Annotated in this window: 20 protein-coding genes; 12 read left to right on the top strand and 8 right to left on the bottom strand. The window is 67.4% G+C overall.

Translation table 11 applies throughout. The annotated features are described in order from the left end of the window. Positions 1–131 precede the first annotated feature (131 nt). The 4 genes from BCO18175_RS03900 to BCO18175_RS03885 all read left to right on the top strand — a co-directional run bounded on the left by BCO18175_RS03900 (position 132) and on the right by BCO18175_RS03885 (position 2,698). Positions 132–812 carry an MgtC/SapB family protein gene (locus tag BCO18175_RS03900; protein WP_174979480.1) on the top strand — a complete coding sequence of 227 codons (681 nt, stop codon included), beginning with the start codon at positions 132–134 and terminating at the stop codon, positions 810–812. Positions 813–854: 42 nt separating this feature from the next. Beyond that, positions 855–1,622 carry a DeoR/GlpR family DNA-binding transcription regulator gene (locus tag BCO18175_RS03895; protein WP_174918754.1) on the top strand — a complete coding sequence of 256 codons (768 nt, stop codon included), beginning with the start codon at positions 855–857 and terminating at the stop codon, positions 1,620–1,622. A 141-nt stretch (positions 1,623–1,763) separates the two neighbouring features. Beyond that, complete coding sequence (locus tag BCO18175_RS03890; RefSeq protein ID WP_174979478.1) at positions 1,764–2,255, top strand: molybdopterin-dependent oxidoreductase; 492 nt, start codon at positions 1,764–1,766, stop codon at positions 2,253–2,255. A 77-nt stretch (positions 2,256–2,332) separates the two neighbouring features. Then, positions 2,333–2,698, top strand: coding sequence for a winged helix-turn-helix domain-containing protein (locus BCO18175_RS03885; protein WP_241020710.1), 366 nt, complete (start codon positions 2,333–2,335; stop codon positions 2,696–2,698). A 97-nt stretch (positions 2,699–2,795) separates the two neighbouring features. Here the strand turns inward: BCO18175_RS03885 and BCO18175_RS03880 are convergent, their stop codons facing one another. The 4 genes from BCO18175_RS03880 to motA form a co-directional block, all read right to left on the bottom strand. Next, positions 2,796–4,142, bottom strand: coding sequence for a DUF2325 domain-containing protein (locus BCO18175_RS03880; RefSeq protein WP_174979477.1), 1,347 nt, complete (start codon positions 4,140–4,142; stop codon positions 2,796–2,798). A 120-nt stretch (positions 4,143–4,262) separates the two neighbouring features. Beyond that, positions 4,263–4,814 carry a hypothetical protein gene (locus BCO18175_RS03875; protein ID WP_174979475.1) on the bottom strand — a complete coding sequence of 184 codons (552 nt, stop codon included), beginning with the start codon at positions 4,812–4,814 and terminating at the stop codon, positions 4,263–4,265. Positions 4,815–5,045: 231 nt separating this feature from the next. Further along, on the bottom strand, positions 5,046–5,993 hold the full coding sequence (motB, locus tag BCO18175_RS03870; protein ID WP_174979473.1) for a flagellar motor protein MotB: 948 nt from the start codon (positions 5,991–5,993) through the stop codon (positions 5,046–5,048). A 10-nt stretch (positions 5,994–6,003) separates the two neighbouring features. Further along, the gene (gene motA / locus BCO18175_RS03865) at positions 6,004–6,873 is read right to left on the bottom strand and encodes a flagellar motor stator protein MotA (protein WP_174918749.1); all 870 of its coding nucleotides are present in this window, start codon (positions 6,871–6,873) and stop codon (positions 6,004–6,006) included. Positions 6,874–7,347: 474 nt separating this feature from the next. On the opposite strand from motA, the gene BCO18175_RS03860 reads away from it, so the two are divergent. Next, positions 7,348–8,274, top strand: coding sequence for a patatin-like phospholipase family protein (locus BCO18175_RS03860; RefSeq protein ID WP_254607961.1), 927 nt, complete (start codon positions 7,348–7,350; stop codon positions 8,272–8,274). 153 nt (positions 8,275–8,427) lie between these two features. On the opposite strand, the gene BCO18175_RS03855 is transcribed toward BCO18175_RS03860, so the two are convergent. From BCO18175_RS03855 to BCO18175_RS03845, 3 genes are all read right to left on the bottom strand, one after another. After that, positions 8,428–9,909, bottom strand: coding sequence for an aldehyde dehydrogenase family protein (locus tag BCO18175_RS03855; protein ID WP_174979472.1), 1,482 nt, complete (start codon positions 9,907–9,909; stop codon positions 8,428–8,430). A 22-nt stretch (positions 9,910–9,931) separates the two neighbouring features. Further along, positions 9,932–10,882 (bottom strand): agmatinase, encoded by a 951-nt coding sequence (gene speB, locus BCO18175_RS03850; RefSeq protein WP_174918746.1) that lies wholly within the window; start codon positions 10,880–10,882, stop codon positions 9,932–9,934. A 167-nt stretch (positions 10,883–11,049) separates the two neighbouring features. Further along, a complete protein-coding gene (locus tag BCO18175_RS03845) occupies positions 11,050–11,934 on the bottom strand; it encodes a helix-turn-helix transcriptional regulator (protein ID WP_174979470.1) in 885 nt (294 codons plus the stop codon). Between the two features lie 198 nt (positions 11,935–12,132). Between BCO18175_RS03845 and BCO18175_RS03840 the strand changes: the two genes are divergently transcribed. The 4 genes from BCO18175_RS03840 to BCO18175_RS03825 all read left to right on the top strand — a co-directional run bounded on the left by BCO18175_RS03840 (position 12,133) and on the right by BCO18175_RS03825 (position 16,368). Next, on the top strand, positions 12,133–12,477 hold the full coding sequence (locus BCO18175_RS03840) for a cupin domain-containing protein (protein WP_011356376.1): 345 nt from the start codon (positions 12,133–12,135) through the stop codon (positions 12,475–12,477). A gap of 85 nt (positions 12,478–12,562) precedes the next feature. Beyond that, complete coding sequence (locus BCO18175_RS03835) at positions 12,563–14,020, top strand: NAD(P)/FAD-dependent oxidoreductase (RefSeq protein WP_174979468.1); 1,458 nt, start codon at positions 12,563–12,565, stop codon at positions 14,018–14,020. 103 nt (positions 14,021–14,123) lie between these two features. Continuing rightward, positions 14,124–15,314 (top strand): MFS transporter, encoded by a 1,191-nt coding sequence (locus BCO18175_RS03830; RefSeq protein ID WP_174979466.1) that lies wholly within the window; start codon positions 14,124–14,126, stop codon positions 15,312–15,314. A gap of 133 nt (positions 15,315–15,447) precedes the next feature. Further along, positions 15,448–16,368 (top strand): LysR family transcriptional regulator, encoded by a 921-nt coding sequence (locus BCO18175_RS03825; RefSeq protein ID WP_174979464.1) that lies wholly within the window; start codon positions 15,448–15,450, stop codon positions 16,366–16,368. A 15-nt stretch (positions 16,369–16,383) separates the two neighbouring features. Here the strand turns inward: BCO18175_RS03825 and BCO18175_RS03820 are convergent, their stop codons facing one another. Beyond that, the gene (locus BCO18175_RS03820) at positions 16,384–17,214 is read right to left on the bottom strand and encodes a helix-turn-helix transcriptional regulator (RefSeq protein WP_174979463.1); all 831 of its coding nucleotides are present in this window, start codon (positions 17,212–17,214) and stop codon (positions 16,384–16,386) included. Positions 17,215–17,452: 238 nt separating this feature from the next. Between BCO18175_RS03820 and BCO18175_RS03815 the strand changes: the two genes are divergently transcribed. The 3 genes from BCO18175_RS03815 to BCO18175_RS03805 all read left to right on the top strand — a co-directional run bounded on the left by BCO18175_RS03815 (position 17,453) and on the right by BCO18175_RS03805 (position 22,181). Continuing rightward, positions 17,453–19,183 (top strand): amidohydrolase, encoded by a 1,731-nt coding sequence (locus tag BCO18175_RS03815; RefSeq protein ID WP_174979462.1) that lies wholly within the window; start codon positions 17,453–17,455, stop codon positions 19,181–19,183. Between the two features lie 216 nt (positions 19,184–19,399). Continuing rightward, entirely contained in the window at positions 19,400–20,515 is a 1,116-nt protein-coding gene (locus tag BCO18175_RS03810; RefSeq protein ID WP_174973372.1) for a polyamine ABC transporter substrate-binding protein, read from the top strand. 97 nt (positions 20,516–20,612) lie between these two features. Next, positions 20,613–22,181, top strand: coding sequence for a DUF3138 family protein (locus BCO18175_RS03805; RefSeq protein WP_174979460.1), 1,569 nt, complete (start codon positions 20,613–20,615; stop codon positions 22,179–22,181). Positions 22,182–22,270 lie beyond the last annotated feature (89 nt).

The following is a 22,270-nucleotide window of genomic DNA, read 5'->3' as shown; positions in this document are numbered from 1 at the left end:
AAGATCGCACAAAAATACAACATTCCGGTCGCAGGGCGTGGCGACGGGCAGGCGAAGGCAGGAAGAATCGGGCGGCGGCCCCTGCGGGCCGTGCTTCATCGGGTAGACAAGGCAAAGCAAGGAGACCTCGCATGATCAGTCAGCTGGAAATCGTGTCCCGCCTGTTGCTGGCGGCATTGCTCGGCAGCATCGTCGGCATCGAGCGCGAGCGCCTGTCGTGGGCGGCCGGATTGCGCACGCACATGCTGGTGGCCGTGGGCGCCGCGCTCGTGATGGCCGTGTCGGCGTTCGGTTTCGCCGATATCCAGAACGCTAAGAACGTATCGCTGGACCCGTCGCGCGTCGCCGCGCAGGTGGTGTCGGGCATCGGCTTCCTCGGCGCCGGTTCGATCATGTTGCGCGGCGAGATCATCCGCGGCCTGACGACCGCGGCGAGCCTGTGGGTCGTGGCGGCGGTCGGGCTGGCGGTGGGCGGCGGCATGTACGTGGCCGCGATCGCCGCGACGGCGATCGTGCTCGCGATCCTGGCCGGCCTGAAGCCGATCGAGAAGCGCTTCTTCGCCGCGCGGCAGCGCTGGGGCGTGCGCATCCTCGCGAGCCGCGGCGCGGTGAAGCTGACGTCGCTGCAGGCGATGCCCGGCATCGACCAGGCGCGCATTGTCCAGTTCATCATCGAGCAGGACGATGCCGCGCCCGACGACGACCGCATCCACGTGGTGTTTTCAAAGATGACGAGCAGCGAGGTCCAGGCGGTCCGTCAATCCCTGCAGACCCTCGTCGGCATCAAAAAGATGGAGGAGAGCGCAGCATAGTTCGCCGTTCGAATAACATTGACGTTCACTCGAGGACATTCCATGTGGCAAGAAGAGCGATACCAGAGGATCCGGCTTCTGTTATCGAAGATGCAGCGCGTTTCCACCGACCGGATCATGGCCGACCTGAACGTGTCGCGGGAAACCGTACGACGCGATCTCGTCGACCTCGAGGCGCTCGGTGAACTGAAGCGCGTTCACGGTGGCGCGGTGCAGGTGGGCGACGAAGCGCCGATCGCCGAACGCGCGCAGACGCACGTGAAGGCGAAGCTGGCGATCGCCCGCGCGGCAGCAAGGCTGGTCACGGGCTCGCAGACGCTGTTCATCGACGCGGGCACGACCACGACACTGCTGGCCGAGGAACTGGCGAAGCTGTCGGGCCTCACGATCGTCACGAACTCGATCGACGTCGCGCTGAAGATGCGGTCGAGCGACCCGGGGCAGACGAAGAACGAAACGATCCTGCTCGGCGGCATGATCGGCAGCCGCGCGGCCGCGACCGTCGGCGACGGCACGGTCGCCGAAATCTTCCGCTACCGCGCCGACCTCGCGCTGCTGTCGCCGGTGGGCGTCGATGCCGTCCGTGGTGCGACCAACTACGACCGGATGGAAACCGAAGTCGCGCGCGCGATGGTCAGCAACGCGGCGGACGTCGCGATCCTGGCCGATTTCAGCAAGCTCGGCACGAACAGCCGGATCGGCTTCTGCGAGCCGGCGCGGATCGGCGCACTGGTGACGGACCAGAAGGCGGAATCGGTCGACAGCTACAAGAGTCTCAAGAAGGTGATCAAGCACATCGTGCTGGCGTAGCGCCGGGCGATGCGGGGCACGATCGGCCGCCGTTATGCCGCGCATGCGGCGCACATTCTGTCGGCTGGCTTTTTAGCGGCGTAATATATCCGTCGATACAACGAAGGCTCGCTTACCGGCGGGCCGTCATGGAGGCGGGCGATGGAGATGGCAGGGACGGCGGCGCCTTCGGCGCATCAGGCGGCAGCGGGCTCGATCGCGCTGACGGGCGCATTCGAGCGGCCGATGACGGTGACGCTCGACGACCTGCGCCGGCACGCGAGCGCGACGGCCGAGCCGTTCGACCTGCGCTGCTTCACGACGAACCGCTTCATCCGCTCGGTCGCGCCGTATCGCGGCGCACGGCTGAAGGATCTGCTCGACGCGGCCGGGCTGCGCAACGACGCGCCGGGCGACTTCAAGCGCATGGTGTTCATCGCGCATGCGCACGACGGCTACGCCGTCACGTTTTCCTGGCATGAACTCTTCAACACGCCCGTCGGCGAACACGTGATCGTCGCGTTCGAATGCGGCGACGCGCCGCTGTCGATCGACGACGGTGCGCCGCTGCTGTTCTCGGGCGCCGACCGCTTGCCCGCGCCGCGCCACGTGAAGCGGCTGGCCGGCATCGTCGCGCGCGTGCTCGAGGTCTGAACCGGCGCACTGCGGCCGGCGTGCGTTGCACCGGCCATCGTGTATGCTTGCCCGCATCGTTCAACGAGCGGGACAACATGAAGACACCGGCACACCCCAAGCCTGAGGTGCGGTTCAGGATGCGTATCCAGCAGGCCGACACGATCGCGCTCGGCCCGGGCAAGGTCGCGCTGCTCGAAGCCGTGCGCGAGCATGGTTCGATTTCGGCGGCCGCGCGCAGCCTGAAGATGTCGTACCGGCGTGCGTGGTTGCTGATGGACGAGCTGAACCGCTCGCTGAAGTCGCCGGCGACGGTGTCCGAGCACGGCGGGCAGAGCGGCGGCGGCAGCGTGCTCACGCCGGTCGGCGAGGAGATCATCCGCCTCTATCGCGGGATCGAGGAGCGTGCTTACGCAGCTTGCGCCGACGAAATCGCCGCGCTCACGAAAATGGTACGGCGCTGAAGAGTGAGCCTGCCTCGGGCCCGTTCACGCTAACGACGGGCTTTCACTGGCCTCCTGAAGGGCCGCGCGCAACGCATGCGACGAAGCGAACCAGGCCCTAGCCGTGCCGCAGGCAGAAGCGTGGCGTGTCGCCCGTGGCGGCATCCGGTGCCATGACATCGCGCGCCTGCGCATCCAGCCGCCCGATCAGTTCGACGAAGCTGGCGACGCTCGCGGTCCTCAACGGGTAGTACGCGATGTGGTGGCGTTCGCAGATGCGCTTGAGCAGGTTCATCGAATCGTGGTCGATACAGTCGACCGGGAACACGACCATGTGCGCGCCCGGCAGCGCTGCGGCCAGCAGGCCCTTGCGATCCTCGATGCCGCCGTCGTGCAGCGTCACCTCGCCGCCCGCCGTTTCGACGATCCGCTTGATTGCCCGGTTCGAACCGGGGCGCCCGCCGACGTACACCAGGCGCGTGCCCTGAAGGATCGACAGCGGATCGGCCGCGCGTTCGGCCGGATCGTCCGCCGACGCCTGCACCGCCTGTTCGATCGCGCTCGCTTCGGCGCGCAGCGTCTTCACCATCGCCATCAGGTCGTCGAGCCGCGCGCGCATCGCGCGGGCGCTCGCCTGTTCCGCGGCAATCCGCTGCTCGGCCGCCTCGCGGCGGCTCGTATGCAGCGCGAGCCGTTCGTCGCGCGCGGCCAGCGCTTCTCGCAGTTCGTGTACTTCATCGCGCAATACGCTTTCAGCCGCCAGCGGCTGCGCGTTCTGGCGAGCGGCGAGGGTATCGCGCTCCTGCAGCGCCGCGTCGCGCTGCGTGCTCATTTCTTGCAGGCGTGCCTGCTGCCGTTCGAGCTTCGCGTGCAGCGCCGCATTCTCTTCTTCCAGCGCAACCAGCCGCCGGATATCGGCGCGATTGGCCGCGCCGACCAGGTGCGACAGCATGTGCAGGTCGCCGAACGCGGCCTGGCGCACGGCCATCGTCGTGCGCGGATGGGTCATCAGCGCCCAGTACGCGGGCGGAATGTCGCCGCTCTTCAGCGCTTCCTTCCAGCGAGCGAGGAGTTCGTCTGCGTCCTTCGCGCTGTCGAACGCGCGGATCGCGCCGGCGTAGCGCTCGTCGAGCGCCTTGTGCAAGGCCTTGGCGCCGGCCGTGCCGTCGATCGCGAGCTCGACGGCCGCGTGATGGATGTCGAGGTCGGACGCGTGCTGGCGGTCGAGGTCGGTGAATTTCGGCACGAGCCTGCGCAGTTCGTGCGTGGTCAGGCAGGTGCCGATGATCGAGCAGTGCAGGTTCGCATCGAGCTCGGACAGGCGCGTGCGGCGCTTCAGCTCGGTCAGTTGCGCGCGAGACGGCGCGCAGCATGCGTCGACCCGCACGCCGGTTGCCGCGGGCAGATTACCGCCGGGCGACGAGAGATCCGCCGTGCGGGCAAGGCGAAAGGGCGGAGCGTGCATGTTGACCTCTGTCCGGCGTGGTCGGGCCGGAGACGGATGCGCGAAAGATTTGCGAAATATACCATGGAATATAACGCGCGAAATTCGGGGGAAATCACGGGGTAACGTGGCTTGGCGCGGTCAGCAGAGCGCGGTTGAATGGTCGGTGAGCGGCAGTGCGGCCGGGGCTGGTGCCGATGTCGTGGGCAAGGCAGCGAGCGGCGCCGACGCGTGACGCGCCATCACATACTCGACGCACAGTCCGACGAACAGCACATCGACGCGCTCCAGCGCGGCGACCGCGTCGCGCATCGCGGCCGGGTCGTTGCTGAACGAATCGGAGAACACGTCATCGCGGGTGCGTTCGAGGCGGCGCGCGTGGCCCAGCGCCCGTTCGAGTTCGGGCAGGCGCGTGAAGCGGGCGGCGCGGGCTTCGTCCTCGAGTGTCGACAGCAGTTCGCGAAAACCCATGGCGGACAGTGCATCGTCCTGCGTGTCGTCGGCGTGCGCGGCCGAGAACATCCGGATGAAGCGCACGACGCTGCCGCGCAGGCGCCGGAACGCGTCGACGACATCCGTGACCTGCTGCGCGCGCGCGTCGCTCGACAGCGGCCTGAGCGCGCGGATCTTGCGCACGAGCGGCTGTTCCCGTGCGGCGCGCTGCGGGGCGCGATCCGTCGGTGTGCGGGGCATGGCGAGTCTCCGGAAGTGCAGGTGTCGATATATTCTACGGAATATATCGAGTGCGCAGAAAAAGACGGCACCGCGGGTGAGACACGGTGCCGTCAACGGCCTGAGCGGCCGACTGGTCAGTCGATGTTGCGCACGGCCGTTCCGAACGCGGTCGTGACGCCAAGTGCTGCCCTGTCGGGCACGAGGATGCGCGCGGTGGCCGCCGCATCCGGCCCGTATTCGTGCACACGCCTAATGCTGCCGCGTGACCGCCGCCGGCAGCGCGGCGGCCCCAGTGCCCGCCGTCTCGTTCACGGTCGTCCGGCCACCGTCGCGAAAGAACGCCTGTTCGGCGGCATTGTTCATCACGAGGATGCTGATGCGGCGGTTGGTCGGCTCGTCCGCCACATTCTTGTCGAGCGGCAGGACATCCGCGAGCCCGCGCACCTGGAGCAGCTTCTCTTCCCGCAAACCGCCCGCGACCAGCGCGCGCCGCGCGGCGTTCGCGCGATCGCTGGAGAGTTCCCAGTTCGAATAGCCCGCGGGGCCGTCGGGATAGGGCGTCGAATCGGTGTGCCCCGCGATCGACACGCGGTTTTCGACATCGTCGAGTGTCGTGCCGATCTGGGAGAGGATCGCGGTGGCATAGCCTTCGGGTTGCGAACTGCCCGACGCGAACATCGGGCGCTTGAGCGAATCGACGATCTCGATGCGCAAGCCCTCGTTGGTGATCGCGATCCGGATCTGGTCCTGGTACGCGCGCAACGACGGGCTTTGTGCAATCGCCGCGGTCAGCTTCGCCTTCAGGCGTTCGAGCTTTTGCGTATCGACGACGCTGGCGAGTGCCGCGGGCGAACTGGCCGGCACCGGTTGCGCTTTCGTGTCGATCGCCGGCGCCGGGTCGGTCATGTCGCGGCCGCCACCCTGCACGACGCTCGGACGCGGCGCCTGCCCGTCCTTCCCGCCTGAGAGGAGGGTCGACAGCGGCGTGTTGAAGTAGTCCTCGATCCCCTGCTTGTCGTACTTGGACACCGAGCCGAGCAGCCACATCAGCAGGAAGAACGCCATCATCGCCGTGACGAAATCGGCATAGGCGATTTTCCATGCGCCGCCGTGGTGGGCGTCGTGATCCTCGCCTTTTCTGCGGCGCACGACGACCAGCTGTGCCTGCTTCGACGGATTGGAGCGACTGTCAGCCATGGCGCCCCCGTTACGCTGCCTTCGGCGACTTCGTTGCGCGCACGGCCTCGTCGAGCTCCTTGAAGCTCGGGCGATCGGCCGTGAATAGCACCTTGCGGCCGAATTCCACCGCCACCGCCGGCGCGTAGCCGCTCATCGACGCGAGCAGCACGGCCTTCACGCAGTGGAACGGCTTGGCCGCCGCGCGGCCCTTTGCGTTGAGCAGATCCGCGAGCGGGCCGACGAAGCCGTACGCGAGCAGGATGCCGAGGAACGTGCCGACGAGCGCGCCGGCGATCATCTTGCCGAGCACGGCGGGCGGTGCGCCGACCGAGCCCATCGTATGCACGACCCCCATCACCGCGGCGACGATGCCGAACGCGGGCAGCCCGTCCGCCATCTTCTGGATCGCATTGGCCGCGACCGACGCCTCCGCATGGTGCGTGTGCAGTTCCTCGTCCATCAGGTCCTGCATCTCCAGCACGTTCACGTTGCCGCCCGACATCATCCGCAGATAGTCGACGATGAAGTCGAGCAGGTGATGGTCTTCGAGCACGTGCGAATACTTCTGGAACAGCGGGCTTTGCTCGGGTGCGTCGACGTCGGCCTCGAGCGCCATCATGCCGTCCTTGCGCGCCTTCTGCAGCAGCTCGTACAGCAGCGCGATCAGTTCGACGTATTGCTGTTTCGTGTAGCCGCCGCTCTTGAAACAGGTCGGCAGGCTCTTGATCGTCTTCTTCAGCGTCGTGACCGGATTGCTGACGACGAACGCACCCAGCGCGGCGCCGAAAATGCACAGCAGCTCGAACGGTTGCAGCAACGCCGGCACATGGCCGCCCACGCCGACAAAACTGCCGATCACCGATCCGATCACGACGATCCACCCGATGGCTACAAACATGATTCCCTCGTTCGCGACTTGCGCTGCTGCATTCGTTGTCGAAAGGCGAGCGGGATGTCCGGCTGTTCCGCTCCATGCCCGCGACGGCACCGGGTCGCTGCGTGTCGGATGCGAACCGGGCGGTCGTCCCGATTCGCTGCAAAGCGACGTCAATCGGCGGGTGTGGATGCAATAACGGCGATCGTATGGATGACTGAACCCGTGATTCCACGGATCACGCGCGATTCGCGTGCGGCACACGTTTGCGAGCGGCAATGTGCGCGCTTTTCTTGATCGAAGTCAAAAAGCGCGCGGCCATCGAACGAATTCCTGTATGGATGCGAGCGGGAAACAGGGCGGGAATGACGTAACCCTCTCCGGAAAAGGGGGCCCCGAGGGATTCCGGAGGGCGCAGCGCGCATCGTCGGTCGATCGGCCGGGCCCGCATGCCGGCAGGGTTTTCATCAGGACATCCGGGGCGGCGCACGATCCATCATGGAGAAAGCACTGTCGCAGCCAACCGCAGGAGGGCGCACCGTGACCGCCGACCCCACTCCCTCGACCGCCTTCGTGTTCGCCGGCGGCGGCAGTCTTGGCGCGATCGAGGTCGGCATGCTCCGCGAGCTGGTCGCGAGCGGCGAACGGCCTGATTGCGTCGTCGGCGCGTCGGCGGGCGCGATCAACGCCGCCTATTTCGCCGGCCGGCCGGACGCGGACGGCGTCGCGATGCTTGCCGCGCTGTGGTGCAGAATCCGTCGCCAGGACGTCATGCCGTTCTCGATGCGCAGCCTCATCGCGATGCTGTTGCGCAACCGGCCGCATCTGGTCGAGGCCGATGCGCTGCGCCTGCTGCTGGAAAAGAACCTGCCGTACCGGCGGATCGAGCAGGCCGCGTTACCGCTCCACATCGTCGCGACCGACGTGCTGAGCGGCCGCGAAGTCGTGCTGTCCGCCGGCTCGGTCGTGGATGCCGTGCAGGCCAGCGCGGCGATTCCCGGCGTGTTTCCGTCGGTCAGCATCGATGGCCTGGAACTCGTCGACGGCGGCGTCGCGAACAATACGCCGATCTCGGTTGCGATCGCGCTCGGCGTCAAGCGGATCGTCGTGCTGCCGGCCGGGTTCGCCTGTGCGTTGCGTGTCCCGCCGCGCAGCGCGATCGCGCATGCGACGCACGCGCTGACACTCGTGATCGCGCGGCAACTGGTGCGCGATCTGGAACTGTACGCGGCACGCGCGCAAATCCATGTCGTGCCGCCGCTCTGTCCGCTCGAAGTCTCGTCATACGATTACTCGCAGTGTGCGCAACTGATCGACAAGGCCGCGGAGCGCACGCGCGCGTGGATCGATGAGGGAGGGCTCGCGGAGTGTGCGATTCCTGGCCCGCTGCGCGAACACGATCATGCGGCGGTGCCGTCGCATTGAGGGTGGTTCGCGCGCCGTGAGAACGCATTTCCGTCGAACTCCGGTTGCCGTGCTGCGGGGGCCTCCTCCTGGAAGTCTGCAAAAAAAAACGGCACCGTGCCACGAGACACGGTGCCGCCAACGGCCTGAACGGCCGCACTGGTCAGTCGATCGTCAGTCGATCGCGCGCATCGCGTGGCGCAGTTCCTGATAGCTGCGCAGCCCTGCAACGCCGAGTTCGCGGCCGATCCCGCTGAGCCCGAAGCCGCCCCAGCACACGTGCGGGTAGATGAGCTGCGGCGCGTTGATCCATACGAGCCCCGCGCGCACGCGCTGCTGGAATTGCTTCGCGATTTGCGCATCGCGCGTCACGACGGTCGCGACGAGCCCGTAGCGCGTGTCGTTCGCGAGCGCGATCGCTTCGTCGTCGGTGCGGAACGATTTCACGCACGCGACGGGCCCGAAAACTTCGTCGGTCCACAGCGGGTTGTCGGCGGCCGGCTCGGCGATCACGACGGGCGCCATGAAGAAGCCGTCGCCGCCGGCATCCGTCACCCGGCCGCTGAATGCAACGCGTGCGCCCGCATCGATGCCTTGCTGGAGCATCGCTTCGACGCGCGTGCGCTGCGCGGCTGAAATCAGCGGCCCCATCGCGACCTGTTCCGCAGCCGGCGGCGCGACGACGAGCGCGCGTACGGCGGTCTCGAACGCGGCCATGAAGCTGCGGTACACGCTGTCGTGCACGAGGATGCGCGCGGTGGCCGAGCACATCTGGCCCGCGTTCGTGAAAGCGCCCGCGACCGCGAGCGACACCGCGACGTCGAGATCGGCGTCGTCGCGCACGATCAGCGACGATTTGCCGCCGAGTTCGAGCGTCACGCGCTTCATGTCGACGGCGGCGGCCTGCATGACCTTGCGGCCGGCCGCGGTGCTGCCGGTAAACGAGATCTTGTCGATCAGCGGATGCGCGGTCAGCGCCGCGCCGACCTCGGCGCCGCCGTTCACGACGTTGACGACGCCGGCCGGCACGCCGGCTTCGGCGACGATGGCGAGCAGCGCGTGCTCCGTCGGCGACGTGAGTTCGGACGGCTTCAGCACGACCGCGCAACCGGCGGCGAGCGCGGGCGCAAGCTTCCACGCGGTCGTGACCATCGGGAAGTTCCACGGCATGACAAGCGCCGCGACGCCGACCGCGTCGTAGAAGCGTTCGGCCGTGACGGCGTCGCTCGGCAGCGCGACCGGTTCGGCCGCGAACAGCGCCGGGTCCTCGCACAGCTTCGCGTAGTACGCGAACGTCGCGGCGACGTCGCCGACATCGGCTTCGGCCTCGAACGGCGGCTTGCCGCTCACCTGCATCTGCAGCGCAGCAAGACGATCGCGCGACGCTTCGACGCGCTCGGCGATTGTCGCGAGAATCCGGCCGCGTTCGGCGGGCGGCGTATCGCGCCAGCCGGCGAACGCATCGCGCGCGGCGCGCACTGCCGCATCGACGTGCGCGGTCGTCGCGAATTCCTGCCAGCCGATCGCAGCGCCGGTCGACGCGTCGAAGATCGGCGCGCCCGGCGCGTCGGCATGCGTGCGCACGGGCTGGCCGGCGATGTGCGCGGCGGGCAGCACGGACGTGGCGGTGGAACGGGAAAGCTCGGCGGTGGACATGAGAGTCATCCTGTCGGTCGGGTTAGCGGTAGGCGACGCCCGGCATCACGCAGAGCATCTCGAACGCGAGGTTCGCGCCCGTGAGCGCGGTGGTGCCGGTCGGATCGTACGGCGGCGCGACTTCGACGAGGTCCGCGCCGACGATGTTCAGGCCCCTCATCCCGCGCACGATTTCGAGGCCCTGCTGCACGGTGAGGCCGCCGATTTCCGGCGTGCCGGTGCCGGGCGCGAACGACGGATCGAGGCCGTCGATGTCGAAGCTCAGATAGACCGGCGTGTCGCCGACGCGTTCGCGCACCTGCGCCATCAGCGGCGCGAGCGACTTGTTCCAGCATTCTTCCGCCTGCACGACGGTGAAGCCCTGCTGGCGGCACCAGTCGAAATCGTCCGCGTGGTAGCCGGTGCCGCGCAGGCCGATCTGCGTGACCTTGTCGCATTGCAGCAGCCCGTCTTCCACCGCGCGGCGGAACGGCGTGCCGTGCGCGATCTTCTCGCCGAACATCGTGTCGTTCACGTCCGCATGCGCGTCGACGTGCACGACGGCGACCTTGCCGTACTTCTTGTGCAGCGCGCGCAGGATCGGCCACGCGATCGTGTGGTCGCCGCCGAGCGTGATCGGCCGGCAGCCGTTCGCGACGATCTCGTCGTACGCCTCCTCGATGCGGCGCACCGAGTCCTTCAGGTCGTACGGGTTGGTTGCGACGTCGCCGATGTCGGCCACCTGCAGCGAATCGAACGGGGCCGCGCGCGTGGCCATGTTGTACGGGCGCAGCAGCACGGATTCGGTACGGATCTGGCGCGGGCCGAAGCGCGAGCCCGAGCGGTTCGACGTGCCGAGGTCGAGCGGCACGCCGACGAAGCACACGTCGAGGCCGTCGGTCGTCGCGGCTTGCGGCAGCCGCATCATCGTGGCGATGCCGCCAAAGCGCGGCATTTCGTTGCCGCCCATCGGTTGATTCAGTTCGCGGGGCATGGGCCGTCTCCTTTTTTCTGAGGTAAAGCGATCGGCCGATGGTAGAGGAGAACGCCCGCGCGAAGATTTTGAAGTCGCAACGTTTACATCGACAGGCTTCGATGCAAGTGGCGCCGCCGCATCGACGCGGCGCAACCGAACGCGGCCGCGCAGTGCGGTCGGGCGTGTCAGCGCGGGATGACCGGCGGCGCGGCGCCGTCGTGCGAGCCGGCGGAAGGGAAAGTGGTGGTGGCCGAACCCCACGCGGCGAGTTCGCGCTTCGTGCGCACGCCGAGCTTCGCGAACGCGCGCTTCACGTATGACTCGGCCGACGCGACGCGCACGCCGAGGATCTCGGCCGTCTCCGGCACGGTCTTGCCGGAGAGCAGGTGCTTGCAGGTTTCGTATTCGCGCTTCGACAGCTTCACGCCGTCGGCTGCGATCCGTGCATCGAATTGCGCGAGCGGATGGACTTCGGGCATCGGGTGCGCGACGCGCCGCACGGCCGTGGTCGACGCATGCAGTTCGAGCAGCGGGAACAGCACGTCGCTGATGCTGCGAAAGCGGTTCATCTCGGCGAGCGTGAACGGCGGCCGGTCGCGGCCGCGCTCCAGCGCGATCGAATGCTGCGAATAGCGCGTGCCGCGCGCGAGCACGCATTCATGGCCGATATGCACGTCGTCGAACAGCCGCTGGCGGAATTCGCCGGGCGGGATCGCCGCGATGTCGCGAACAACCAGCATCGTGCCTGTCTTGCCGCGCAGCCCCGCGAACAGCGGGTCGCTGTCGAGAAAGCGCTCGTAGTAGAGCGTCATCACGTCGGAGATTTCGGTGGATTCGGTATCGATGCCGCTGCTGCCGATCCATTCGCATCGATAGCCTGTGGGCATCGAGCCGTCGACGCGCGAACGCTCGACATGCGCGACGTCGAGCGGCACCACGTCATTGAGCAGTTGCGTGAGGCGCGGCACGAAGTGCGGCGTGCCGACCGTCTCGATCAGCTCGCCCAGCGCCTTGAACGACACGTTGAAGCGGTCGTTGTCGCGGTGGAAGGGGTTCACGTTGAGCAGCATGCGGTTCCCCGGGTGAAAAGCGGCGCGATTGTAGCGTCGGCAACGAAAAACGTCATTAGGGGGAAACACCGTCGGTTGTCCTGCCGACCCGTTCGCCCCGGAAAACACCGCTTGTCCCCCCCGGAGGGGGGCATACCGGGGCAGTGTAAATGAGTAACTTTGTCTCTGCTTTTTTCAATCAAGAGACGAAAGATTCAGATGACCAAACTGATCAAGGACATCCTGCCGCTCGGCGCAGGCATCGGCGAATTCACGAAGCTCGACTTCGGAATGGACGAAAGCGACTGGCGCGCGGCGGAAGGCAAGAGCGGCAACTACATCATCGGCTGGTGGGAAGGGAAAGTCGGCTCGGTGGAGTTTCCGGAAACCGCGGCCGACGAAGCGGTGTGGCTCGTCGAGGGCCGGATCGCGCTGACCGACGTCGAAGGCAACCGCAAGGAGTTCACGCCGGGCCAGGGCTACCTGCTGCCGGCCGGCTTCGCGGGCCGCTGGGAGACGATCGAGGACGCGAAGAAGTTCTACGTGCTGCTCGAGAAGTCGTGATGTCCGAAACCGCCGCCGTGGTGTCGTCGTCCGTGTGGCGCGCGCCCGGCGGCGGTTTCGTTTTTCGCGTGTGATGGCTGGGATCATGGAAATGGAAGTCAAAACAAGAGAGACTGCACCGGAGCAGGCGCACGCAATGCGTGGCGCGCCGGTCGCACTGGGCGTCGAGGCGGCGCTCGCGAATACGAAGCTGTTCCCGTACTGGCTCGACAACCCGGCGGCGCCGGCCACCGAGCCGGAACTCGTCGGCGACGTGAGGGCCGACCTGCTGATCGTCGGCGGCGGCTTCACGGGGCTGTGGTCGGCCGTGCAGGCGAAGGAACAGATGCCGCACCTGAACGTGGTGCTGATCGAGGCCGGCAAGGTTGCGCACGGCGCATCGGGCCGTGCGGGCGGAATCATCTCGACGTCGGTGATGCACGGGCTGCCGAACGCGGTGCGCGTGTTCCCGAACGACATCGCGCAGCTCGAGGAATTCGGCCATCACAACCTCGACGGCTTCGAGGACACGCTGAAGCGCTACGACATCGACGCCGACATCGAGTGGAACGGCGAGATGACGGTCGCGGTCGATCCCGAGCACATCGCGCACCTGAAGGGCGATTATGACCTGCATCGCGAGTACGGCCACAACGTCGTGCTGCTGAACCGCGAGGAAACGCTCGAACAACTGAATTCGCCGCTGTTCGCGGGCGCGCTGTGGTCGCGCAACCGCAGCGGCATCGTGCATCCGGCGAAGCTCGCGTGGGGGCTGAAGCGCGCGGCGCTGAAGCTCGGCGTGAAGCTGTACGAGCACACGCCGCTCGTGACCGTGACCGACGAAGGCAGCACGGTATTCGTGAAGACACCGAAGGGCAGCGTGCGCGCACCGCGTGTCGTGTTCGGCAGCGGCACCGCGAAGGTCGGGATTCCCGACATCAACCGCCGCGTGATGCAGGTGCGCGACCACGTGCTCGCGACCGAGCCGCTCACCGACGAGCAACTCGCGCGGATCGGCTGGAAGAACCGCCAGGGCGTGTACGACACGCGTACTCAGCTCAACTATTTCCGGCTGACGAAGAACAACAACATCATCTTCGGCGGGCTGGTGAGCTATCACTTCGACGGCGACCCGGAGCCGCACCAGGACGGCCAGCGCGAAACGTACTACCGGCTCGCGGAAGCGTTCTACCGCACGTTCCCGCAACTGAGCGACGTGCGCTTCTCGCACGCGTGGGGTGGCCCGATCGACTACTGCTCGCGCGGCTCGGTGTTCGCGAAGCGCTATCTCGGCGACAAGGCCGTGTTCGTCGCCGGCTATACGGGCTTCGGTGTCGCGGCGAGCCGGTTCGGCGCGTTCATGGGGCTGAACATCCTGTTCGATCGCGACAGCCCCGAGCGCAAGCTCGACATCGCGAACCAGAGCCCGAGCTACATCCCGCCGGAGCCGATGCGCTGGATGGCCGCGAAGATCACGTTCCATGCGTTCGACGGCGCGGATGCGGAAGGCGGCTGGAAGCGCGCATGGATCAGCGGCATCAAGGCGATGGGCTTCCCGATGTAAACGACGACGGGGCGGCCCCGCGCCGGGCCGCCCCGTCATCGCGACACCAAAAACGATCCCCAGAGGAGACGGTCCGCACCGCGGACACGGAGAGAGACACCAGATGAATGTAGTCAACCTGCAGGATGAAGCGCGACAGGAAAGCGCGCTGTTCGTCGTCGTGATGCTGCTGCTCGGCATGCTCGGGCCGACGGTCTTCCTCGGCCTGCCCGCGATCGTCGGGCAGGTCGAGCGTCATTGGGGCTTCGGCGAAGCGGCGCTCGGGCTGTCGAGCTTCATCGAGGTGCTCGGCGAATCGACGGGCACGCTGCTCGTCGCGTTCGTGCTTGGCCGCCAGCCGGTGCGGTGGGTGCTTGCGGGCGCCGTGACGCTCGCGGCCGGCGCGAACCTCGGCACGCTCGCGACGCACGGGCTCGTCGCGTATTCGGCGTTGCAGTTCATCGCGGGCGTCGGCTCGGGCGGGCTGAACGGCATCGCGCTGCGCTACCTGTCGTATTCGCGCGCGCCGGAACGCAATCTCGGGATCATGCTGATGGGGCAGGTGACGTGGAGCATGGTGCTGCTCGCCTACATCTTCCCGATGCTGAGCGACACATGGGGCGCGCACGGCGTGTTCGGTTTCGTCGCGTGCGTGCTCGGCGTGTTCGTGCTCGCGGCGCCGCTGTTTCGCCGCGGCGAGACGCTGGCCGCACCGGCGCCGGAGGGCGTCGCCGGCCGCATCGACCGCAAGGGCGCGATGCTCGTGCTGTGCGCGCAGCTCGCGCTGTACGGTGGTGTCGGCGTCGTGTGGACCTTCCTCGAGAAGATCGGCACCGCGGCGGGCCTGAGCGGCAAGTCGGTGTCGCTCGTGCTCGGCGTCGCGAACATCGCGAGCCTCGTGATCTGCGCGGCGATGCCGAAGCTCGGCGCGGGCGCGGGCCTGCGCCGCTGGGCGCTCGTGAACCTCGGCGGCTGCGCGGTCGCGGCCGTGCTGCTCGCGCTGCCGGCCTCGGCCGTGACGTTCACGCTCGGCGCGATTGTGTTCATCGGCTGCTGGACCGGCGGCGCGCTGCTGATCTACGCGACGATTCCGCAGTACGACCTGGTCGGGAAGTCGGCCGCGCTGTCGCCGGGCTGCGTCGCGCTCGGCTATGGCGTCGGCTCGGTCGCGGGCGGTTCGCTGATCGAGAGCGCGGGCACGCAGTCGGCGCTGATCGCGGCGATCGCGCTGTGCGCGGTGGCGTTCCTCTGCTACCGGCGGCTGCGGCCGGCCGTGTTCGGCATGGAACGCGCGCTCGCGGTGGCATCTGAATGACGGTGGCGACGCGCGCCGCTGCCGATGGCGGCGCGCGTCCGGTTCGGTTCATCGGTGAAGGCGGCGAGCGTGGCGTGCGATGCGCGTCGGGCTGGCCGGCCGGGTAACGCGCACACGCGCAGCGGCTTGAAGCATGTTCTCGAATACCTCCGATCTCGATCTCCGGCTCATCCGGGTCTTTCTGGCCGTCGTCGACGCACGCGGCATCACGGCCGCCGAGGCGTCACTTGGCGTGCGGCAATCGACGATCAGCACGCAGCTGTCGGCGCTCGAAGCGCGCGTCGGCTTCAAGCTGTGCGATCGCGGGCGCGGCGGCTTTCGCCTGACGTCGAAAGGTGAACGTTTCGCCGCCACCGCGCGCACGCTCGTCGCGGCGACCTCCGAATTCGTCGCGCGCGTGCGCGACATCGATCGCAAGCTGGTCGGCACGCTGTCGATCGGCCTGATCGGCCAGGCGCCGCTCGTCGAGAACGCGCGCGTGGCCGACGCGATCGGCGCATTCCGCAAGCGCGACCAGGCCGTCACGTTCGCGATGAAGGTCGCGTCGCCGCAGGAGCTCGAGGAAAGCCTCGTCAACAACCAGCTCGATCTCGCGATCGGCTATTTCTGGCATCGCGTGCCCGGGCTGATCTACACGCCGCTGTTTACCGAGCAACAGGTGATCTACTGCGGGCGCGGGCATCCGCTGTTCCATGCGTCGCGGCCCGTGACGGCGGACGATCTGCAGCTTCACGACTGGGTCTGGCGCACCTATCCGGTGCCGGAGGAGCAGTATCCGCTGCCCGAGCGGCGCGTGACCGCGAGCGCGGACAGCATCGAGGCCGCGACGATCCTGATCCTGTCGGGGGGCCATCTCGGTTACCTGCCCGCGCACTACGCGGAGCCGTTCGAGCAGCGCGGGCTCGTGAAGGCCATCGGCCGCTCGACGTTCAGCTTCGACGTGCCGCTGCATCTCGCGATGAAGCGCAGCGCGAGCGACAAGCCGATCGTCGACGCGTTCTGCGAGGACCTGCTGCGCGCATTCAACATCAAGGCGGCCGCACTGGCCGCATAAGCCGGCGTCGCGCGCTCAGCAGTCGACCAGAACCCAGTCGAACAGCTCGCGGCGCGTGCGCACGCCGAGCTTCGCGAACGCGCGCTTCACGTACGACTCGGCCGTCGACAGCTTCACGTCGAGCTGCTGCGCGGCCTCGGGCACCGAACGCCCGCACAGCATCAGCCGGCAGATTTCGTGCTCGCGACGCGACAACTGCACGTCCTGCCGTTCGAGGCGCGCGTCGAAGCCCGCCTGCGACGCGGTATTCACCGTCCCCGACGCCACGCGCCGCGCCGCGCAGCTACGCGCATGCAGCTCGAACATCGGGAACAGCAGGTCGACCATCTGCCTGAAGTGAAACAGCTCGTCCATCGTGAACGCGGGCCGCCCGACGGTGCGCGCCAGCCCGAGTGCGTATTGCAGGTGCGCGTTGCCGTGCACGAGCATGCATTCCTGCGCGATGCCCGGCTCGTCGAAGATCCGGCGGCGGAACTCGCCGTGCGCGATCCCTTCCACGTGGCGCTGCACGAGCAGCGTGCCGGGCTTGCCGCGCAGCGGTGCGACCAGTGGATCGATCTGGCAGTAGTCCTGGTAATAGACATCCATCACGCGCAACGTATCGGCCGCGAAGCGCAGGCTGCCGCTGCCGAGCCATTCGACGACGAAGCCCGACGTGCTGCCCGTATCCGCGCGCCAGCGTTCGAGGTGCACGGCGTCGGCGTCGATGCTGTCGTTGACGAACTCGGTGACCGCGCCGACGAAATCCGGCGTGCCGACTGCGCGTAGCGTCGCGCCGAGCGTGTCGGGGCGCACGCCGATCAGATAGTGGCCGCGGGAGGCCGGGTCGGGCTGGAGAAGTCGCATGGTCGGGCGTGGGCGGTCAGAGGACAGCGCGACGTTACGCGAACGCCGTGCACGCGTCAGCCGGGAATTCACCGGATCAACCCCGCGAATTTCATGCGTTGTCCCCAAAACGATGACAAGACCACGCGTGCGGCGGCCGGAATTCGCCCGAGCCCCCGCGGCGGGGGGGCATACCGCCACGAATCGTCTGCCTATAGTGAAAGCACTTCGAAAACCTGATCAACAGAAAGGACAGGCCATGCAGATGCAACCGACGCCCGCCGCAGCGGATTCGACACCGGCGGATTTCGTTCTGACCAACGCGAAGGTCTACACCGTCGATCCGCACAAGCCGTGGGCACAGGCCGTCGCCGTGCGCGACGGCCGGATCGTCCATGTCGGCGATACGGCGGCCGTGCAGGCGTACGTCGGTGCGGGCACAAAGGTCGTCGACGCAGCCGGCGGGCTCGTGCTGCCGGGCTTCGTCGAATCGCACTGGCACTTCGAGACGACCGCGTTCGCGTTCCAGGCGTTCGTGAACTACGAGGATCCGCAGAAGGTGCTCGCCGCGCTGCGTGAGTATGTCGAGTCGCATCCGGACGAGCCGGCGATCACCGGGATGGGCTGGGTGCAGGCGACGATTCCGCCGGCGCTGCTGCGCAAGGAGACGCTCGACGCGATCTGCTCGGATCGCCCCGTGTGCCTGCTGTCGACCGATTTCCATTCGATGTGGGTGAACTCGAAGGCGCTGGAGATCGCGGGGATCGACGCATCGACGCCGCCCGTGCAGGAAGGCGCGAGCTGGTTCGAGAAGGACGCGGTGACCGGCGAGCCGACCGGCCTGGTCGTCGACGGCGCCGCATATTCGGTGCTGATGCAGCGGATCAGCGCGGCCGGCCTGCTGCCGACCGGCATCGACCTGTACCTGGAGTCGATCCCGCCGTGGCAGAAGAAGCTGTGCGCGGCCGGCGTGACGACCGTGTTCGACGCGGGCTTCTTCGATCCGAGCGGCGACCAGTCGCTGCTGTACGAGACGCTGCAGACGATGGAGCGCGCGGGCGGCCTGAAGCTACGCGTGGTCGGCAGCGTCGCGGTGATCGGCGAGATCGACGATCCGGTCGGCACGCTCGTCCGATACCGCGAGCAGTACGATTCGCCGCTCGTGAAGGCGCGCGCATTGAAGCTGTTCCTCGACGGCACCGAGGCGAACCACACCGCGTACCTGCTCGAACCGTACGCGGACCGCCCGGACACCTGCGGCGCGCCGACGATGCCGGCCGACACGTTCAACCACTACCTCGTCGAAGCCGATCGCGTGAACGCGAACGTGATGGTGCATTGCGTCGGGGACGCGGCCGTGCGGATGGCGCTCGACGGCTTCGACGCGGTCAACCGCACGAACCCGCCGCGCGATCGCCGCCACGTGATCACGCACGCGTTCCTCACGCATCCGGACGACATCCCGCGCTTCCGCCGCGCGGGCGTGATGGCGAACACGCAGCTGCAGTGGGGCGTGGTCGACGCGTACACCGAGCAACTGCGCGACCACTACGGCCACGAGCGCTGGAGCAACATGTACAAGTTCCGCACGTTCCTCGACGAAGGCGTGACGGTGTCGATCGGCATGGACGGCCTCGCGTGCCAGTGCCGCTGCCAGCACAAGCCGCTCGAGCACATCGAGTCGGGCCACACGCGCCAGCTCGCGGGCGAGCCCGATGCGCCGGTGTTCCCGGACATCGCCGAGCGCCTGAGCATTCCGCAGCTGATCGCCGCGTACACGATCCACGGCGCGTACCAGCTCGGGATGGAGCACGAGGTCGGGTCGCTCACGCCCGGCAAGCGCGCGGATCTCGTCGTGCTGGAAAACGATCTGTTCGAGGTCGGCCAGTACGACATCGGCCGCATCGACGTCGCGCTGACGATGATGGACGGCCGCATCACGCACGTGGGCGAGGCCTTCGGCGTGCGCACGGGCGTGCAGGCATCCTGAACGGTCGTTGGCTCACCTGACGAAGCGGTGACGGATGCTTTCGTATCGCTTCCAGGTTGAGCCGATCGGGGCATCCGTCCGGAACCGGATGCCCCGATTGTGCGGCGTGTCCCCCTGTTGGCAGGGCAGACCGGCCAATTTCCTCTGGCTACATTTTTCCGGACCGAAGCACACACCGTTCATCGCGAGCGGATCATGATATCGACGGAGGAAACCATGGCAGGGGATTGGAGCAAGCATCTGAGAACGGCATGCGCGGCGCTCGCGCTGGGCGGCGTCCTGTGGGCCGGCGCGCCGGTCGCGCACGCGGCGGACGTCGTCAACGTGTACAACTGGGGCAACTCGATCGGCAAGGCGACGATCGCGAACTTCGAGAAGGCGACCGGCATCAAGGTGGTCTACCAGGAGTTCGATTCGAACGAGACGTTGCAGGCGAAGCTGCTGTCGGGCACGTCGGGCTACGACGTGGTCGTGCCGTCCGACATCTTCTGGGCGCGGCAGCTGCAGGCCGGCATCTACCGCAAGATAGACAAGAGCCAGGTGCCGAACTACGGGCTGCTCGATCCGGAAATCATGAAGGTGCTCGCGAAGGACGACCCGGGCAACCAGTTCGGCATTCCGTGGACGTGGGGCACCGACGGGCTCGGGATGAACGTCGAGAAGGTGAAGGCCGCGCTCGGCAACGACGCGCCGCTCGACAGCTGGGCGCTGCTGTTCGACCCGAAGTACGCGCAGAAGCTGAAGCACTGCGGCATTTCGGTGCTCGATTCGCCGGTCGATGCGTTCGGGATGGCGTTCGTCTACCTGAAGAAGGATCCGAACACGACGAACCCGGCCGACTACCAGGCCGCGTACGAGCTGCTGAAGACGGTGCGGCCGTACATCACGCAGTTCAATTCGAGCAGCTACATCAACGATCTCGCGGGCGGCGACATCTGCCTCGCGCTGGGCTGGTCGGGCGACGTGAACTCCGCGCGGATCGCGGCCGCTTCCGCGAAGAAGCCGTATCACATCAAGTACGTGATCCCGGCCGAGGGCAGCGCGATGTGGTTCGACATGATGGCGGTGCCGAAGGATGCGCCGCATCCGGACGCCGCGCTGAAGTTCGTCAACTTCGTGCTGTCGGAGAAGGAAAGCGCGAACCTGACCAACGATACGTCGTACCCGTCGGCCGTGCCGTCGTCGAAGCACCTGGTGCGCGCCGAAGTGACGAGCGATCCGGCCGTGTTCCCGCCCGCCGACGTGATCCGCAAGCTGAGCCTCAGCAAGCCGGTTCCGCCTGAGCTGATGCGTCTGCAGAACCGTCTCTGGACGAAGCTGAAGACCGAGTAAGCCGGCCACAGCTCTCCCCAACTCCCGCATACCTTTCGCGCGCCCCGCCGCTCATCGCGGCGGGCGGGGGCGCGCTCGTCCCGACGACCACCCACATATGAAAATCAGACACATGACGGCGCTGTGCCTGCTCGCGTTCGACGCAGCCTCGGCATTCGCGCACACGCCGCAGGCAACCGACGCGAGCAGGATGAAGGCGCTGCAGGCGCAGGTCACCGCGCTGCAGCAGCAGGTGAACGAGTTGCGCGCGAGCATGCTGGCGGCGAAGCCTTCCGGCGCGGCAACGACTGCCACCGCCGCTTCGGGCGTCGCGAAGATCGGCACGATCAGCACGGCGCCCGCCGCCGATTCGGCACCGGCGTTCACGAACGACGACCTGCAGCAGATGCGCGAGCAGATCGCGAACGCGTCGCTGAAGGTCGACTCGCTGCAGGAAGCCGCGACCACCGGCCCGCTCGCGGGCCTGAGCATCACCGGCTACGTCGATCCCGTGTACCTGTTCAACCGCGCGCAGCGCACGTCCGGCTTCCAGTTCCTGAACCACGACCCGGGCGCGTACGACTACTTCAACAGCACGATCGGCGACGTCTACCTCGACATCAAGAAGACCTTCGGCGTCGGCCCGATGGCGCCGTCGGCGGAAGTCGTGATCCAGCCGAACCGCGGCTTCGGCAACGTGTTCAGCAATTCGCACGGCGGCATCGGCAACAACATCGTCACGCAGGCGGTGGTCACCGTGCCGCTCAGCACGACCCGCACCTTCGAGGTCGGGATGATGCCGAGCCTCGCCGGCTACGAGGTGCAGCCGTCGACGCAGATGCTGACGCTCACGCACGGGCTGCTGTACGACTTCAGCGAGCCGGGCAACCTGATCGGTGTCGGGCTGAAGGGCTCCAACGCGGCGATGACGCGCTTCTGGCAGGTCGTGATCGGCAACGAGGTGCTGCGCACCGCCGGCGCGATCGCGAACGCGGCGAACAACACGACGAAGACCAACTGGACGCCGACGATCACCGCGCGCTTCGACAACGCGACGTCGACCGCCTTCGACTTCGGCATCTCCGGGATGCTCGGCCGGCAGTCGCTGTTCTCGCCGTGCGCGCAGGCGGGCGGCTACGGCTACCAGTGCAACGGCTCGTCGCCGACCGGCCTCTACAAGTACGTGGAAGCCGACGTGACCTATACGCACGACAAGACGCAGGTCAACGCGCAGGTCGACTACGGCGAGCTGCAGAAGGGCGCATGGAACGGCGGCACCGCGCGCTGGTACGGGATGTCGCTGCTCGGCCATACGAAGTGGACGACGTCGTGGGTCGGCCGGATGGGCGCGACGCTGCGCTTCGACTACCTGAACAACACGTCGAACGGCGGCGGCGGCACGAACATCCAGTACGGGCTCGCGGGCGGCAATCCGTCGGTGAACGGGTCGAGCGGCTTCGGCATCGATCCGGCGTGCTTCCAGGGTTCGTCGACGAATGGCACCGAGTGCAAGGGCGCGCAGCGCTATGCGATCACGGCCGACCTGTTGTTCTATCCGACGCAGCAGATCACCGTGAAGCTCGAATACCGCCACGACGCGGCGAACCATCCGGTGTTCCTGAAGAGCAACGGCACGTACGCGCGCAGCAACGACCTGGCCGGGATGCAGTTCATCTATTCGTTCTGACCGTGCTCGCCGTTCCGGCCGGCGTGCGCGCCGGTCGAGCGGCTGAGCGATGCATCACGTTCCGGGCCGCGCGTGCCCGGAACGCATTC

This window comes from Burkholderia lata (assembly GCF_902499335.1).
Taxonomy (GTDB): domain Bacteria; phylum Pseudomonadota; class Gammaproteobacteria; order Burkholderiales; family Burkholderiaceae; genus Burkholderia; species Burkholderia lata_B.
Note: the sequence above shows the minus strand (reverse complement) of the source record. Positions and strands in the feature narration are given on the sequence as shown.

Excerpts from the sequence above, each read along its gene's own strand:
- BCO18175_RS03900 (WP_174979480.1), top strand. The coding sequence starts at position 132 with ATGATCAGTCAGCTGGAAATCGTGTCCCGCCTGTTGCTGGCGGCATTG.
- BCO18175_RS03895 (WP_174918754.1), top strand. The coding sequence starts at position 855 with ATGTGGCAAGAAGAGCGATACCAGAGGATCCGGCTTCTGTTATCGAAG.
- BCO18175_RS03890 (WP_174979478.1), top strand. The coding sequence starts at position 1,764 with ATGGAGATGGCAGGGACGGCGGCGCCTTCGGCGCATCAGGCGGCAGCG.
- BCO18175_RS03885 (WP_241020710.1), top strand. The coding sequence starts at position 2,333 with ATGAAGACACCGGCACACCCCAAGCCTGAGGTGCGGTTCAGGATGCGT.
- BCO18175_RS03880 (WP_174979477.1), bottom strand. The coding sequence starts at position 4,142 with ATGCACGCTCCGCCCTTTCGCCTTGCCCGCACGGCGGATCTCTCGTCG.
- BCO18175_RS03875 (WP_174979475.1), bottom strand. The coding sequence starts at position 4,814 with ATGCCCCGCACACCGACGGATCGCGCCCCGCAGCGCGCCGCACGGGAA.
- motB (WP_174979473.1), bottom strand. The coding sequence starts at position 5,993 with ATGGCTGACAGTCGCTCCAATCCGTCGAAGCAGGCACAGCTGGTCGTC.
- motA (WP_174918749.1), bottom strand. The coding sequence starts at position 6,873 with ATGTTTGTAGCCATCGGGTGGATCGTCGTGATCGGATCGGTGATCGGC.
- BCO18175_RS03860 (WP_254607961.1), top strand. The coding sequence starts at position 7,348 with ATGGAGAAAGCACTGTCGCAGCCAACCGCAGGAGGGCGCACCGTGACC.
- BCO18175_RS03855 (WP_174979472.1), bottom strand. The coding sequence starts at position 9,909 with ATGTCCACCGCCGAGCTTTCCCGTTCCACCGCCACGTCCGTGCTGCCC.
- speB (WP_174918746.1), bottom strand. The coding sequence starts at position 10,882 with ATGCCCCGCGAACTGAATCAACCGATGGGCGGCAACGAAATGCCGCGC.
- BCO18175_RS03845 (WP_174979470.1), bottom strand. The coding sequence starts at position 11,934 with ATGCTGCTCAACGTGAACCCCTTCCACCGCGACAACGACCGCTTCAAC.
- BCO18175_RS03840 (WP_011356376.1), top strand. The coding sequence starts at position 12,133 with ATGACCAAACTGATCAAGGACATCCTGCCGCTCGGCGCAGGCATCGGC.
- BCO18175_RS03835 (WP_174979468.1), top strand. The coding sequence starts at position 12,563 with ATGGAAATGGAAGTCAAAACAAGAGAGACTGCACCGGAGCAGGCGCAC.
- BCO18175_RS03830 (WP_174979466.1), top strand. The coding sequence starts at position 14,124 with ATGAATGTAGTCAACCTGCAGGATGAAGCGCGACAGGAAAGCGCGCTG.
- BCO18175_RS03825 (WP_174979464.1), top strand. The coding sequence starts at position 15,448 with ATGTTCTCGAATACCTCCGATCTCGATCTCCGGCTCATCCGGGTCTTT.
- BCO18175_RS03820 (WP_174979463.1), bottom strand. The coding sequence starts at position 17,214 with ATGCGACTTCTCCAGCCCGACCCGGCCTCCCGCGGCCACTATCTGATC.
- BCO18175_RS03815 (WP_174979462.1), top strand. The coding sequence starts at position 17,453 with ATGCAGATGCAACCGACGCCCGCCGCAGCGGATTCGACACCGGCGGAT.
- BCO18175_RS03810 (WP_174973372.1), top strand. The coding sequence starts at position 19,400 with ATGGCAGGGGATTGGAGCAAGCATCTGAGAACGGCATGCGCGGCGCTC.
- BCO18175_RS03805 (WP_174979460.1), top strand. The coding sequence starts at position 20,613 with ATGAAAATCAGACACATGACGGCGCTGTGCCTGCTCGCGTTCGACGCA.